We start from the raw sequence: 13410 nt of genomic DNA, 5'->3' as shown, positions 1-13410 counted from the left end.
ACTTAGGTTCGGAGAATGTGAAGATCTTGTGCGGTTTCGCGTGCCGGTAGGTGTGATCGGCGGCCGGTGGGGTACCAGTAGGAGGTCCCGCGGTTCGGTCAGTGCCATTCGGGCATGGGTGGTGTTCACCGAGCCGCGAGTTCTCCCACTGAGGGGCGGGAGAACGACCGGTCCCGGCGGGCGTATCCCAGGGTGCGCCCGCCGAGTTCGGACCCCTCCCGGTCACTCACGCTCAGAGCGCCGAAGCGACGAACAGGTATCGGTTGAGGCTGAAGAAGTAGCTGCTGCCGAGCGCGCGCAGATCGCCCGCCCACGCCCGCGCCTCCTCCTCGGTGACACCCGCGCGACCGGGCACGAACGCGGCGATGATGTCGATCAGGCCGGCACTCAGCGTGTGCGTGTCGTACCCGGAGTTGAGCATCGGCACCACCTGCAGGTGGGTGAGCGTGAAACCGGCCTTGGCCAGAACGTCGCCCAGCCGCCGCGGCAGATGCGGATCGGCCAGATGCTGCTCGAACGCGGTCAGTACCCGGCCCATCCGCGCGTCGTCACTGGACCGCCACACCACCGAATCCCAGTCCGTGTCCAGCAGTACGACGCGACCCGCCGGCCGCAACACCCGTCGTACCTCGTCCAGCCCGCCGAGGACATCGTCGACGTACTCGAAGACCTGCGTCGAGACGACGACGTCGAAGCTCTCCGCCGGGTGCGGGATGCTCGTCGCGGACCCCACCTCGAGCTCGATCCGCGGCCCGTCCGGCACGTCGGCGCGGGTCCTCGCGATCGCCAGCATGCTGTCGCTGACGTCGATCCCGCAGATCCGGCCGCTCGGCCCGACCTCGGGCGCCATCTCCGCGGCCAGCAACCCGGGACCGACTCCGACGTCCAGCACCCGATCCCCCGGCCGCAACGCCAACGCCACCCGAACGATCCGCCGTTGCTCGACCACATCAGGCGCCGTGTAGACCGCCTCCACCTGCTGCGAAACCCCCGAATCAAACTGCAATCCATCTCCGCCCATCCCCACATCATGGTCTGCCACCTGCCGCCCGGACAGACCTAATTGAGAAGCGGCTGCGACCGGGCTCGGGCTAGCTTGTCCGGATGATCGAGGTGCCGCAGGAGTTCTTGGCCATGCCGCGCTGGTGGCGGGAGGGCGCGGAGTGGTTGGAGGGGCTGCCGCGGGCGGTGGATCGGCAGTGTGCCGCTTGGGGGCTCTCGATCAGTGGCGAGGTTGCCTATGGGTCCAACGCGATTGTGGTGCCGGTCGGAGAGGATCTCGTCCTGCGGATGAATCCGCCGGGACCTGAGGTCGAGGAGCAGGTACGGGCGCTGCGGTGGTGGGACGGGCGCGGGATGGTGTTGCTGTACGACGCCGACCTCGACGCCGGTGCGATGTTGCTGGAGCGGTTGTCGACGCCGTTGACGACCAGGCCGGTCGACGAGGCGGTCGCCGTACTCGGGCAACTGATGCGGCGGTTGGCGGTGCCGGCACCCGAGGATGCGCGGTCGACCGCGGTGATCGTGGCTGAACGGTCGGCGGCGTTGGAGCGCGAGTGGGAGCGGTTGGGGCGGCCGTTCGACGCCGGCATCCTGCGTGCGGCGCTCGACGTCGCGCCGGCGTTGACCGAGACCAGTTCAGAGTTCGCGGTCAACGGCGACCTGCACTCCGACCAGGTGCTCGCGGGTACGCGCGAGGACTGGCTGACGGTCGATCCGGTGTTGCTGCGCGGCGACATCGAGTACGACCTCGCCCGGGTGCTCTGGACCCGGCTGGACGAGATGACCGATATCGCCGCGCACTTCGACATCGCCGTACGCGAAGCCGGCCTGGATCGCGACCGGGCGCGCGACTGGGTCGTCTACCGCACCGTCGACTACTGGCTCTGGGGGCTCTCCGTCGGTCTGACCGAAGACCCCGTCCGCTGCGCCCGCCTGATGTCAGCACTGTGACTGCGGGAGCTTTCATCTGGTACTGCGTCAGTGGGCGGGCGCGAAGTCGTGGAAGCCGATGATCTGCTGGATGCGGCCGTCGGCGGTGAGCAGGACGATGTCGGTGCCGCCGGCCACCGGCTCCTGGCCTTCCGCGGTCAGGTGCCAGGTCCAGCGGAGGTAGGTGTGGTGCTCGTCGATGTCGCCGATGCGGACGAAGGCGAGGCCGGGGAACATCTGCTGGGCGGCGCCGACCAGCTTGTTCAGGTCGTCGTGGCCGGTGACCTCGGAGCTCGGGTCGACGAAGGTCGCGTCCGCGGCCCAGCTCGCCTCGATCAGCGCGGCCCGGCGGTCGGCGTCGGCCTCGTTCCACATCGCGAAGTACTGGTCGGCGAGAGTGTTGACGTTCATGGTTTCCTCCTCGGAAGTTCGGATGACCAGAACTTTGCCGCCGGTCGCCGCATCCGGTCGATGACGTCGCAGGTAATGGCGACGACCACCCCAACGGATACGGTCGGACCATGGCAGCGACGATCGAGGAGACGTTCCAGCGCCCGGTGGGCGAGCTCTTACGCGGCTGGCGGGAGCGCCGCCGGCTGAGCCAGCTCGAGCTGGCGAACCAGGTCGAGGTGTCGACCCGGCACGTGAGTTTCGTCGAGACCGGTCGCTCGAAGCCGAGCCGCGAGATGGTCCTCCGGTTGGCCGAGCATCTCGACGTACCGCTGCGGGATCGCAACCAGTTGCTCCTGGCCGGCGGCTACGCGCCGATCTACAGCGAGGCGTCGCTCCACTCGCCGTCGATGCTCGCGATCCGTACGACGCTCCGCCGCCTGCTGAAGGCGCATGAGCCGTACCCGGCGCTCGTGGTCGACCGCTGGTGGAACATCGTCGAGGCCAACGCCGGCATCCAGATCTTCACTGCCGACGTCGACGAACAGTTGCTCAAGGCACCGATCAACGCGCTTCGGCTGACCTTGCACCCGGACGGTCTGGCGCGTCGGCTCGGCAACCTGGCCGAGGTCCGCGCCGCCGCGCTGGCCGGCCTGCAACGCCAGGTCGCCAGCACGGCCGATCCCGAACTCGAGGACCTGTACGACGAACTCCGCGAGTACGCCGCCGGCGACAAGCCCGTCCACCCGGGCCCGACCGAGGTCGTCGTACCGATGAATCTCCGCCATGAGGGACACGACCTGTCCCTGCTCACCACGATCGCCACCTTCGGCACACCGCTCGACGTCACCGTGTCTGAGCTGATGATCGAGTCCTTCTATCCGGCGGACGAGCCGACCGCCGAGTTCCTTCGAGGACTCTCGTGAGCCAGCCTCCGCCGATCGAGGAAGGCGACACGATCGCACTGCACCTCGGCTTCCTGGACCACTACCGCGGCGTGATCGAGAGCAAGCTGACCGGGCTGACCGAGGCCGAGCTGAGGTCCAGCCGGTTGCCGTCAGGATGGTCGCCGCTGGAACTGCTGAAGCACCTGGTGTTCATGGAGAGGCGCTGGCTGCGCTGGGGGTTCGCCGGAGAGCAGCTGGACGAACCGTGGGGTGACTCCGGCGAAGACCCGGACGGCCGCTGGACCGTCGGGCCTGACGAGACCTTCGCCGACCTCATCGCCCGGTTGCACGAAGGTGGCGAGGCCACCCGGCGTCTGGTGACGGGGGTGGATCCCGCCACCCGTGCTGAGACCGGCGGCCGATTCGGCGAGGAACGGCCGACGGTGAACTGGATCCTGTTCCACGTGTTGCAGGAGTACGCGCGTCATGCGGGACATCTGGACGTCGTCCGCGAACTCACAGATGGGGTCACCGGCGAGTAGGGACTCGCATTCGCCTACTCGCCGGTGACCTGGCGCCCTACCGGCTTGAGGAGGGACCGGTGGGGAAGGTGGTCGGCAGGCTCGGGGTCTCCTTGGGGAGGCTCGGCTTCGTGGGCAGCGACGGCTTGGCCGTCGGAACGGCCGGCTGCTGGCCCGGGTCGATGGTGACCTTGGCACCACCCGAGACCGTCACTGTCGGAACGGCCGGCTTCGGCGCGGACGGCTTGGCGGTCGGCAGCGAGGGCTTGCCCGGCAGGGTCGGCTTGGGAGCCGGCACGGACGGCTTCTCAGACGGTACGCCGTGCACGCAGTCGGGCAGCGTCGGCGTCGCGGCGGGCTTGCCCGGCAGCGACGGCTTGGCCGACGGGAGCGAAGGCTTCTGCGTCGGGACCGGCACCGACGGCAGGGTCGGCTTGGCCGTCGGCACCGTCGGCTTGGCCGGCAGCGACGGCGTCGGCACGGACGGCTTGGTCGGCAGCGTGGGCTTCCCCGTCGGGAGGCTCGGCGTGGCCGTCGGGATCGTCGGCTTGCCGGTCGGGAAGGCGGGCTTCGGCGGCAGCGACGGCGTCGCCGGGATCGACGGCTTGGTCGTCGTACCAGGCAGCGACGGCTTCGACGGCAGCGAAGGCTTGCCGGTCGGAACCGACGGCACGGTCGGCTTGGCCGGCAGCGACGGCTGCACGCTCGGCGGGTTGTTCGGGTCGATCGTCTTGTCCACCGACACGGTTGCCTTCGGCAACGTTGGCTTGGCCGGCAGGCAGGCCGGGTCGACCGACGGCTTCGCCGTGTCTGCCGGCACCACGGCCGGTACCGGCGGCTTGCCGTCACCGGCCAGCAGGTTCCTCGCGGCGGAGGGTCCGCCGACCGCGGCGGACACCGTCGCAACGGTTCCGGCCAAGGCGGTGACGCCCGCCGCGGCCAGTCCACGGCGGAGCCAGGTCAGCCGCTTACCGCGACGCATCAGGTCGGTCGCGTTCGGCTGCCAGGGCTCCAGGTCGTACTCGAGTGCGCTGCGTACCCGCTGCTCGTCACTCATCAGTGTCCTCCAACTCCGGTATCGATCAGGTCGGGTGCCAGACGCAGCTTGGCCAGCGCGCGGGAGGCCGTGCTCTTCACGGTCCCGGGTGCCATGGCCAGCAGTTCGGCGGTCTCGGCCTCGGAGAGATCCTGCGAGTAGCGCAGCGCGACCACGGCTCTCTCCCGCACGGTCAGACCGGCGAGAGCCGAGAGCACGGCCTCCCTGGTCTGGACCTCGCCGGCGAAGTCCGCCACCGCTCGCTGGTCCCAGTCGTTGCTCACCGGGTCGCTGGGAACCTCGTTGTTCCAGCGCCGGCGGGTCTGGGAGAGGAACCGGTTGACCAGGACCCGGCGTACGTAGCGCATCGGGTCACCGTCCAGCCGGTGCCATTTCGGATAGGACCGCATCAACGCCTGCTGCACCAGGTCCTCGGCATTGTGCCGATCGCCGCACAACATCTCCGCGAAGCGGAGCAAGGGGGTCGACTGCGCCAACACGAAGCGCTCGAAATCGGCGTCCGCGGTCCGGGTCATCGATTCTCCTCTGCCTCTGTCACACCGGTCCAAACCCGCTGGGTGATCGATCCGGTTCTGTCCGTACACCAACTCCTTCGAAGAAATTTATTCACGGGCTATACAGAAGGCATGTTCATTTGTCACATTGGGTGAACCAGGCACAGCGCCCGGTGATGCCTCACCGCCCCGGAGGTAACCGCCCATGCGTATCACCCGACCTGTCCAGCTCACGGCCTGTCTGGCCGCGACGCTGGCGATCTTCACCACCACCTTGCAAAGCACCGCCGCACCGACCGACCCGGTCACCGTCGCGGCCCAACCAGTCGCCGGATCCAGCAACGTGAAAGTCGAGGGCAGCCGGATCATCCTCGGCGACGCCCCGGCCACGGTCGGCTCCACCGAGATCAAGCAGCGGTCCGGCCTGGCCGAGCTCGTCCCGGTCCGCTTCGACGCCGCCACCTCGGCCGTCGTCGTCGGCTACACCGTCGGTACGCCGGACGGTTCGTCGGCGGAGGTCGACGTACGGGCGTGGGTCAAGGACAAGTGGACGGAGTGGACTCCCGCTCGGTCCGGTACGCCGACCGCCCTGCCCGGAGCCAGTGACCAGGTCCAGCTCCGGATCATCGTCAGCGCTCCACCGACCGGTGGCAGTCCATGGGTCGGCGACCTGACGGTCCTGTCGACCGACAAGATCGACCCGAGCCGGATGAGCGTCCAGGCGGCGCCCCTGCAGTCCCGCGTCTTCGCCACCCGCGAAGGCCTGGTCGGAGGTACGACGGCCAACGGCCACGTGATCGTGAACCGCGACCACTTCGTCGCCCTGCCGTCGCGCCGGGGACTGTCCGGCAACGGTTCCGGCACCTACTCGGTCAAGGTGTGCACGGCCTCTCGGTGCGCCTTCGAGCCGGTGTGGGACGTCGGCCCGTGGAACACCAAGGACGACTACTGGAACCCGAGTGCCATCCGGGAGATGTGGAAGGACCTGCCGCAGGGTCGCCCGGAAGCCCAAGCGGCGTACCAGAACGGCTACAACGGCGGTAAGGACCAGTTCGGCCGGATCGTCGCCAACCCGGCTGGGATCGACCTGGCGGACGGGACGTTCTGGGACGCGCTCGCGCTGACGAACAACGCATGGGTCGACGTGACCTACCTGTGGACCGGTGACGGCGGCCGCGGCACGGTATCCATCTCGTCCGGCTACCTGAACGTGCGGAACTCACCGAATTCATCCGGAGCGGTCGTCGGCATGGCGGGTAAGTCGGCCCAGGTGACCGTCGAGTGCCAGACGACCGGTTCGAGCGTCACGGGTTCGCAGGGCACGAGCAACGTCTGGCTCCGCGTCCACACCGGCATGTACGTCGCCAAGGCGTACATCTCGGCCGGCACCTTCGGCGCCTGCTGAACGCCCAGGCCATCACAATCGCGCCCGCTGCGCGGTCCACCGCGGGTGGATCGCGGACGGCGGCGATTGTGATGGCCTGGCGGTTCGGGTCCGGTCAGCAGCCGTGGCTGACCTGGGCGCAGGTGTCCTCGCCCCAGACCAGGAGGAACGTCCGCAGCGACTGGCCGTTCGGGCCGAACAGCGTGACCTTGATCTGCGGGCCCGGTGCCGAGCCTTCCTTCCAGGGCGTTGCGGTCTGGTGCTGCATCAGCCAGTAGTTGCCTTTGATGACGGCGTTCGTCGTCCGGCCGTCGGGGAAGGTGTAGGAGATCTTCGAGACGCCGGACGGGAGTTGACCGACGGCCCAGTAGTACTCGTACTCCTTGCCCTTGATCGGGATCAGGTTGTTCGCGACCTCGAAGGCCTCGGCGTCGCCGGGTGCGGGCTTGGCGATCTTGGCCGGCTGCCGGATCGAGCCTTCACTGCCGTTCCGCGCGAACGCCGTGTCGCAGCCGGCCCAGTACTTGCTGTCGGCAAGGATCAGGACAGTGCCCGGTGCGCCGTCCAGTCGGGCCGCCACCTTCGCGTTCGAGCCCGGTGCGGGTTCGCCGCGCTCTTCCGCGACCTCCTTCAGCCAGGTCTTGCAGGCTGCGACGGCGTCCGCCGGAGGCGCCTTCTCGGCCGGCTTCCGCGGAATGGCGGGCTTTTGTCCGGTTCCTTCGGGGCCTGTTGTCGCGGTCGTCGCCGGCTCGGGCGTGGCCGGTGCCGTTGGCGGTTCCGGCGTCGCGGGGTTCGTCGTACTCGGCTCCGGCGTGGCGGGGTCCGTCGTACCGGCGGCCGGGGTCGCCAGGATCGCCGGGATCGGCGTCGCGGCCGGGGTATCCGGTCCGCCCGCGACCGCGGTGTCTCCCGCCGACTGCCTGCTGCGTGCCACCGCCGTACCGGCGATCGCGACGCCGGCCACCGCCGCGACGGCGAGTCCGGTCACCAGCAGCCTGACGATGCGCCGCTTCCGGTCCTGTTCGATCATCGTTGCCCTCCACAACTCTTTCGTCCGGTCGGTCGGGCTGAAGGACGCGCGGCACGGCCGGAAAGGTTCTGCCCGGAAAGGTTCTGCCCGTGAAGGTTCTGCTCAGCAGCCATGGCTGATCTGGGCGCAGGTCTGCGTCCCCCAGTTCAGCCGGACGTCGTTCAGTACGGCGCCGGACGGTGAGAGCAACTGAACCCGGACCCGGTCGCCCAGGTCGTGTGCACCGGGCGGCACGGTCGAGAGGTGTCGCATCATCCAGAAGCCGTTGCTGACCTCGGCATCCACGACAGCGCCGTCGACGAAGCTGTACCGCACGGTCGCGACTCCCTTGGGCAGCATTCCTGCCGCCCAGAAGAAGTCACGCTCGCCGGCAGCGGTGGTGATGGTGTTGCCCGCGACCGCGAAGGCGTTGTTGTCCTGTGTGCTCGGCCTCTCCAACTTGGCGGGCTTGCGCGCTGTCGGGGTCGGCCGGAACGTGTTGTCGCACGCCATCCAGTAGTTGCTGTCGGCCACGACGATCAGCCGGCGGTCCAGCGAGCCTCGCTGCCTGGCGGCCGAACCCGGAGCCGGCTCACCGGCTGCGGCCGCCTCCTGGAGACAGCTCGCCACGGTCGGCGGGGCCGCCGTGCTGCCGGTTCCCTCCGGACCGGCCGTCTCCGTCTCAGGCGGCGTGGACGCGTTCGGGGTCTCAGATGGTCGCGGCGTCGGTCGGTCCTGAGTCGCGAGCGTCGGTGCGGGGACGGTCAGTCCAGGGTCCGCGGGCTGGGGTGCGTTGCCGAGAGACCCTCCGCCGGCAAGGAATCCGCCCGCGGCGACTCCGATGACGGCCACCGCGGAGACTCCGGCAGCGGCAAGACCGCGCACCTTCCGGCGGCGGCGCGCACCGGCGATCACCCGGGCCGGGTCGAGCGGCGCGATGCTGTCGTCCGGTAGGAGGGCAACCCGGAGGTCGTCCTCGGGGGTGACTCGTCGCTCGTCGCTCATGCTCGTTCTCCTACGTACCGACCGCTCAGCTCGGGAGCCGCGCGCAGTTTGTCCATCGCTCGGGCGTTCGCGCTCTTCACCGTCCCGACCGCGACCCCGAGGACGGCCGCCGTCTGCTTCTCGGTGAGGTCCTCGACGTACCGCAGTACGACGACCGCACGCTCGCGCCGGGTCAGCGTCGCCAGGGCCGCACCGATCGCGACGCGGCGAGCCACCGCCCCGGCCGGGTCCGCGACCGACGTGCCGAAGTACCGATCCAGTTCGCCGGCGTCACCGCTCGGCCGCTCGCGCCACGGCCGACGCCGTACCCAGGACAGGTGCTGGTTCACCACGGCTTGCCGGACGTAGCCGAACGGGTCGGCCAACTCGATCCGGTCCCAGCGCAGATACGCCTTCTCCAGCGCCGTCTGGACCAGATCCTCCGCGAGTTCGGCGTCGCCGCAGAGCATCCGCGCGAAATGCACCAATCGCGCGGACCTGGCCAGCACAAATGCGGTGAAGTCGTCGTCACGACTCCCCGGACCCGCCATACCCTCTCCGTCCTGCAGTCCCCCTCACACACAGGACGCCGTACTCCCGCAAAAGGTTCTGCGGGGTGACGTCAGTTGCGGTCGGTCGGGGCGGCGGCGCCCGTGGTCACCGGGCGGTCGTGGGCGGCATCGCGGTCGACCGAGGCGGCGGGACGGCTGCGGTCGATGGGGACGGCCGGGCGAGCGATGGGGCGGTGCGGCGGGAGTACGTCGGCGGCCAGGCGGACCCGGTTACGGCCGGCGGCCTTGGCGGCGTACATCGCCCGGTCGGCGCGGAGCAGCAGGTCGTCGACGGTGATGCCGTCGGCGGGGTAGACGGCGACGCCGATGGAGACGGTCAGGTGGAAGGTGTCCGGATCGAGGTCCGGGTCGTCCAGGACGCCCGCGCACATCGCGGCCAGCGGGCTGGCGGCGACCGCGTTGCGGAGCCGGTCCGCGGTCACGGTCGCGTCGTCGAGGCCGGTGTCCGGCAGGGCGATGACGAACTCCTCGCCGCCGAACCGGCCGATCACGTCCTTCGCCCGGATCGCGCTGCGCAGGATGGTCGCGACCGCCCGCAGCGCCTCGTCACCGACCAGGTGCCCGTGCCGGTCGTTGACCTGCTTGAAGTGGTCGATGTCGATCAACAGCACGGCCATCGGCTCGCGCTGGGTCCGCGCGACGCGCAGCATCTCTTCGGTCCGGCGTCGCCACCAGTCGACCCGGGTCAGGCTCGTCTTCGGATCGATCTGCACCTCGGTCTCCAGCTGTGTGAGCAGGAGCGCCCGCTGCGCCGTGAGCGTGATCGGGATCGCCACGAACGCGAACCACGGGCTCACCAGGCAGGCCGCCGCCAGCAGGCAGCCGAGGGTCGCGGCCGTCGCGTCGGTGCACAGGTCGTCCATCGTGCCGAAGGCCTCGCGCCAACTGCTGCCGGGGATGATCAGCGAGATCGCCAGCCCGCACAGCACGGTGTCGGTCCCGACGAACGCCATCGCCGCGGCGACCATTGAGATGACCAGACCGAGCCCGTCGCTGCCGATCAGGTCACTCACGGCCATGAAGACGGTGTGCGCGGCGCCGACCGCGAGCACGTGCACCGCGGTCGAGAACGCCCAGCGATAGGGGATGCACTTACCGGCCCGGATCCGCCACCAGATCCGGAGCAGTACGACGACCAGGATCGCCAGCGCCGGTTGGAGCACCACGGCGGCCGCGATCATCCAGGCCGGCGCGAGGTCCTTGTGCAACGCGCCACCCCGGCGTCGCCGGTTCTCGACCCGACGGGCACCCTCGACCGCGATCAGCGCCGAGACGGTCAACGCGAAGACCACGTCGAGACCTCGCCAGCTCGGCAGCTCGGTGAAGGCCTGCACGCCGTACCCGATGGCCGCCAGGTCGACGAGCACGACAACAGCGAACGCCGGGACCGTCAGGGTCCACAGCGCCCAATACCGCACCGCTCGCCTACTCTGCGCAACCATCACCTCTCACGGTACGTCGAGTAAGCGTCTCGTCCCAATCCGCGACGGCGCGCTGTGGATGACGATGTGGAAACGATGGTCGACCGTTGAGAATTCAGTCGTTTGATCAACAATCAAACGCTGGAATCCCTTCCATCGCAGGTGAAACCGCGAACCCCGCCGTACCGAAAGGAGGTGTCAGCGCTTGCGGCGGGCCGCACCGAACAGGCCGCGGACGATCTCGCGCCCGGCCGATCGGGCGAACTGCTTGAACGCCGACGAGCCGACCACCTGCTCGACCATCGACTTCTCCTGCTTCTGCGCCCGCGGCTTCGGCTCCGGCTTGGCCTGCCCCTCGGTCTGCTGTTCGGCCTCGGCCCGCTCGGCGCCGGCCTGGACCTTGGCGGCGAGCTTCTCGTACGCCGACTCGCGGTCGATCACCTCGGTGTACTTGGCGTTGTTCGGCGACGCCTGCACCGACGCGGCCAGCTGCTCGGCCGAGGCCGGCGCCATCAGCGACTGCGGCGCCCGCAGCCGGGTCCACGCGACCGGGGTCGGCGCACCCTTCTCGTTCATCACCGTGACGACCGCCTCGCCGATCCCCAGCTGGGTCAGCACTTCCGCCAGGTCGTACGACGAGCTCGGGAAGGTCGAGACCGTCGCCTTCAGCGCCTTGGCGTCGTTCGGCGTGTGCGCCCGCAACTGGTGCTGGACCCGCGAACCGAGCTGCGCGAGCACCGCGTCCGGTACGTCCTTCGGCGTCTGGGTGACGAAGAAGACGCCGACACCCTTCGACCGGATCAGCCGGACGGTCTGCGCGATCGAGTCCAGGAAAGCCTTCGACGCGTCGTTGAACAGCAGGTGCGCCTCGTCGAAGAAGAACACCAGCTTCGGCTTGTCCACGTCGCCGACCTCGGGCAGGTCGTCGAACAGGTCGGCCAGCAGCCACATCAAGAAGGTGGAGAACAGCGCCGGCCGGTCCTGCAGGTTCGGCAGCTCGAGCAGCGAGATGACACCCTTGCCGTCGCGCTGCTGCATCAGGTCCGCAGTGTCGAACTCGGTCTCGCCGAAGAACGCCTCGGCTCCCTGATCGGCGAACCCGATCAGCGACCGCAGGATCACCCCGGCCGTGGCGGCGGACAGCCCGCCGAGGTCCTTCAGGTCGGCCTTGCCCTCGTCGCTGGTCAGGTGCGTGATGACCGCGCGCAGGTCCTTCAGGTCGAGCAGGGTCAGCCCGTGCTTGTCGGCGTAGTGGAAGATCAGGCCGAGCGAGGACTCCTGGACGTCATTGAGCCCGAGCACCTTGGACAGCAGCACCGGACCGAACGACGTGATGGTGGCGCGGATCGGGACGCCGGCTCCCTGACCGCCGAGCGCGTAGAACTCGGTCGGGAACCCGGTCGCGGTCCACTCCTGGCCGATCGTCTTGGTCCGGGCCAGCAGCTTCTCGCTCTCCTGCCCCGGCTGCGAGATCCCGGACAGGTCACCCTTGATGTCCGCGGCGAACACCGAGACACCGGCGGCCGACAACTGCTCGGCCATCAGTTGCAGCGTCTTCGTCTTACCGGTACCGGTCGCACCCGCGACCAGGCCATGCCGGTTCACCATCGACAACGGGATCCGGACCGCCGCCTCCGGTTTCGGCTCGTCGCCGGCCAGCAACGCGCCGAGCTCGATCGCCGCCCCCTCGAACGCGTACCCCTGCTTGACGGTCTCCACGACGTCGGCTGTCTCGGCCATGTCAGCGTGCCTTTCCCCGGTTGACGGAAGGCGCCCCTGCGCCCCGCTGGGCATGCTAGTGCCTCGGCTGCGCCAGCCTCGGTGGGCGCGCTCCGTACGGCGTCCGCCGTACGGAGCGACAGGACTGTCCCCCCGATCAGCGCATCACGACGACGCGGACCGAGCTCGCGGCGAACGACCAGATGCTCGCCGACATCGACGCCGACACCCGGATGCAGCCGTGCGAGGCGCGGTAGTTCGTGCCCAGCAGGTAGTCGGCGTGGATCTGCCGGCCGTTGGACTTGTACGTCGGGATCTGGTGGAAGCCGATGCCACACGGGGCGAACCGGACGAAGTTGTTCAGGTACAGCGACCCGCCGTCGGTGTTCTTCCGGATCCGGGCAGCCCGGCCGCATTTCGCGCCGCTGGTGTAGTTCCCGGCCCGCAGGTACCGCGGGTTGTCGATGATCCCGCCCTGCCGGACGATCTTGCCGCGGGCATCGATCAGCCAGACCCAGTTCTGCGACTGGCTGATGACGATCCGGCGGCCGCTCCCGGACCGGGCCGGCACCGCCCGGATGTCACAGCGTTTGGCCGTGCTCGCCATCAGCCGGGAGTACGTCGTACCGCTCAAGGAACCGTTCTGCGTGAGTCTGTTGGACGACTGGAACCGGACCGTGGCGGCCTGGGTCATCGAGCCGATCTTGCCGTCGACCGGGCCGGCGGTACAGCCGAGCTTGTTCAGCCGGGTCTGGGCAGCCTTCGCCTGGGTCACGGTCAGCGCGTCGGCCGGCAGCGCCGTACCGACGGCGATGAGCGTGATCGACGCGGCCGCAAGACCGAGTTTGGAAAGAATTCGCATGCGGTTTACCCCCTCAGTCGTGGGCACCGGGGCGCGCACCAGCCTTGTGCCCCTCGCACTCCGGCTTTTGCCCTCGCCCTGCCCCTCTCCCCTTCTGACGCAGATCGTGCCCAAAAGGTTGAGCCCCCACTCCGGACTATTCCGGTGACATTCACGGTCTCTCACAAGACCTTTTAGC

Annotated in this window: 14 protein-coding genes; 4 read left to right on the top strand and 10 right to left on the bottom strand. The window is 69.2% G+C overall.

Translation table 11 applies throughout. The features are described from left to right. Nucleotides 1-232: 232 nt before the first annotated feature. Nucleotides 233-1021 carry a methyltransferase domain-containing protein gene (locus EV652_RS34390; RefSeq protein WP_132213464.1) on the bottom strand — a complete coding sequence of 263 codons (789 nt, stop codon included), beginning with the start codon at nt 1019-1021 and terminating at the stop codon, nt 233-235. An 83-nt stretch (nt 1022-1104) separates the two neighbouring features. On the opposite strand from EV652_RS34390, the gene EV652_RS34385 reads away from it, so the two are divergent. Further along, a complete protein-coding gene (locus tag EV652_RS34385) occupies nt 1105-1953 on the top strand; it encodes an aminoglycoside phosphotransferase family protein (protein ID WP_132213463.1) in 849 nt (282 codons plus the stop codon). Nucleotides 1954-1980: 27 nt separating this feature from the next. Here the strand turns inward: EV652_RS34385 and EV652_RS34380 are convergent, their stop codons facing one another. After that, entirely contained in the window at nt 1981-2343 is a 363-nt protein-coding gene (locus tag EV652_RS34380) for a nuclear transport factor 2 family protein (protein ID WP_132213462.1), read from the bottom strand. Nucleotides 2344-2453: 110 nt separating this feature from the next. Here EV652_RS34380 and EV652_RS34375 point away from each other — a divergent pair, with 110 nt between their 5' ends. Both EV652_RS34375 and EV652_RS34370 read left to right on the top strand, forming a co-directional pair. Continuing rightward, the gene (locus EV652_RS34375) at nt 2454-3248 is read left to right on the top strand and encodes a helix-turn-helix domain-containing protein (RefSeq protein WP_132213461.1); all 795 of its coding nucleotides are present in this window, start codon (nt 2454-2456) and stop codon (nt 3246-3248) included. Beyond that, nucleotides 3245-3751 (top strand): DinB family protein, encoded by a 507-nt coding sequence (locus EV652_RS34370; RefSeq protein WP_132213460.1) that lies wholly within the window; start codon nt 3245-3247, stop codon nt 3749-3751. Before EV652_RS34375 ends, EV652_RS34370 begins: the two co-directional genes overlap by 4 nt. Nucleotides 3752-3788: 37 nt before the next feature. Here the strand turns inward: EV652_RS34370 and EV652_RS34365 are convergent, their stop codons facing one another. Beyond that, nucleotides 3789-4787: a hypothetical protein gene (locus EV652_RS34365; protein ID WP_132213459.1), complete on the bottom strand. Its 999-nt coding sequence runs from the start codon at nt 4785-4787 to the stop codon at nt 3789-3791. After that, the gene (locus EV652_RS34360) at nt 4787-5302 is read right to left on the bottom strand and encodes a SigE family RNA polymerase sigma factor (protein WP_132213458.1); all 516 of its coding nucleotides are present in this window, start codon (nt 5300-5302) and stop codon (nt 4787-4789) included. Before EV652_RS34360 ends, EV652_RS34365 begins: the two co-directional genes overlap by 1 nt. A gap of 184 nt (nt 5303-5486) precedes the next feature. On the opposite strand from EV652_RS34360, the gene EV652_RS34355 reads away from it, so the two are divergent. Further along, a complete protein-coding gene (locus EV652_RS34355; protein ID WP_132213457.1) occupies nt 5487-6686 on the top strand; it encodes a DUF8814 domain-containing protein in 1200 nt (399 codons plus the stop codon). Nucleotides 6687-6780: 94 nt separating this feature from the next. Here EV652_RS34355 and EV652_RS34350 read toward each other — a convergent pair whose 3' ends face one another. The 6 genes from EV652_RS34350 to EV652_RS34325 all read right to left on the bottom strand — a co-directional run bounded on the left by EV652_RS34350 (nt 6781) and on the right by EV652_RS34325 (nt 13232). Continuing rightward, nucleotides 6781-7695: a hypothetical protein gene (locus EV652_RS34350; protein WP_132213456.1), complete on the bottom strand. Its 915-nt coding sequence runs from the start codon at nt 7693-7695 to the stop codon at nt 6781-6783. 102 nt (nt 7696-7797) lie between these two features. Further along, nucleotides 7798-8679: a hypothetical protein gene (locus tag EV652_RS34345; protein WP_132213455.1), complete on the bottom strand. Its 882-nt coding sequence runs from the start codon at nt 8677-8679 to the stop codon at nt 7798-7800. Beyond that, nucleotides 8676-9209: a SigE family RNA polymerase sigma factor gene (locus EV652_RS34340; RefSeq protein WP_132213454.1), complete on the bottom strand. Its 534-nt coding sequence runs from the start codon at nt 9207-9209 to the stop codon at nt 8676-8678. The genes EV652_RS34345 and EV652_RS34340 overlap by 4 nt, the downstream gene beginning before the upstream one ends. A 71-nt stretch (nt 9210-9280) precedes the next feature. Beyond that, on the bottom strand, nt 9281-10672 hold the full coding sequence (locus tag EV652_RS34335) for a GGDEF domain-containing protein (RefSeq protein ID WP_132213453.1): 1392 nt from the start codon (nt 10670-10672) through the stop codon (nt 9281-9283). 177 nt (nt 10673-10849) lie between these two features. Then, nucleotides 10850-12391: a helicase HerA-like domain-containing protein gene (locus tag EV652_RS34330; RefSeq protein WP_132213452.1), complete on the bottom strand. Its 1542-nt coding sequence runs from the start codon at nt 12389-12391 to the stop codon at nt 10850-10852. A gap of 136 nt (nt 12392-12527) precedes the next feature. Further along, entirely contained in the window at nt 12528-13232 is a 705-nt protein-coding gene (locus tag EV652_RS34325; RefSeq protein WP_132213451.1) for a L,D-transpeptidase family protein, read from the bottom strand. Nucleotides 13233-13410 lie beyond the last annotated feature (178 nt).

Origin of the sequence: Kribbella steppae, assembly GCF_004342025.1 — a bacterium.
GTDB classification, from domain to species: Bacteria; Actinomycetota; Actinomycetes; order Propionibacteriales; family Kribbellaceae; genus Kribbella; species Kribbella steppae.
The sequence above is the reverse complement of the archived record's forward strand: the minus strand, read 5'-3'. Positions and strand labels throughout refer to the sequence as shown.

Bases quoted from the DNA above. Each gene is read 5' to 3' on its own strand.
- EV652_RS34390 (WP_132213464.1), bottom strand. From the start codon at position 1,021: ATGGGCGGAGATGGATTGCAGTTTGATTCGGGGGTTTCGCAGCAGGTG.
- EV652_RS34385 (WP_132213463.1), top strand. From the start codon at position 1,105: ATGATCGAGGTGCCGCAGGAGTTCTTGGCCATGCCGCGCTGGTGGCGG.
- EV652_RS34380 (WP_132213462.1), bottom strand. From the start codon at position 2,343: ATGAACGTCAACACTCTCGCCGACCAGTACTTCGCGATGTGGAACGAG.
- EV652_RS34375 (WP_132213461.1), top strand. From the start codon at position 2,454: ATGGCAGCGACGATCGAGGAGACGTTCCAGCGCCCGGTGGGCGAGCTC.
- EV652_RS34365 (WP_132213459.1), bottom strand. From the start codon at position 4,787: ATGAGTGACGAGCAGCGGGTACGCAGCGCACTCGAGTACGACCTGGAG.
- EV652_RS34360 (WP_132213458.1), bottom strand. From the start codon at position 5,302: ATGACCCGGACCGCGGACGCCGATTTCGAGCGCTTCGTGTTGGCGCAG.
- EV652_RS34355 (WP_132213457.1), top strand. From the start codon at position 5,487: ATGCGTATCACCCGACCTGTCCAGCTCACGGCCTGTCTGGCCGCGACG.
- EV652_RS34350 (WP_132213456.1), bottom strand. From the start codon at position 7,695: ATGATCGAACAGGACCGGAAGCGGCGCATCGTCAGGCTGCTGGTGACC.
- EV652_RS34345 (WP_132213455.1), bottom strand. From the start codon at position 8,679: ATGAGCGACGAGCGACGAGTCACCCCCGAGGACGACCTCCGGGTTGCC.
- EV652_RS34340 (WP_132213454.1), bottom strand. From the start codon at position 9,209: ATGGCGGGTCCGGGGAGTCGTGACGACGACTTCACCGCATTTGTGCTG.
- EV652_RS34335 (WP_132213453.1), bottom strand. From the start codon at position 10,672: ATGGTTGCGCAGAGTAGGCGAGCGGTGCGGTATTGGGCGCTGTGGACC.
- EV652_RS34330 (WP_132213452.1), bottom strand. From the start codon at position 12,391: ATGGCCGAGACAGCCGACGTCGTGGAGACCGTCAAGCAGGGGTACGCG.
- EV652_RS34325 (WP_132213451.1), bottom strand. From the start codon at position 13,232: ATGCGAATTCTTTCCAAACTCGGTCTTGCGGCCGCGTCGATCACGCTC.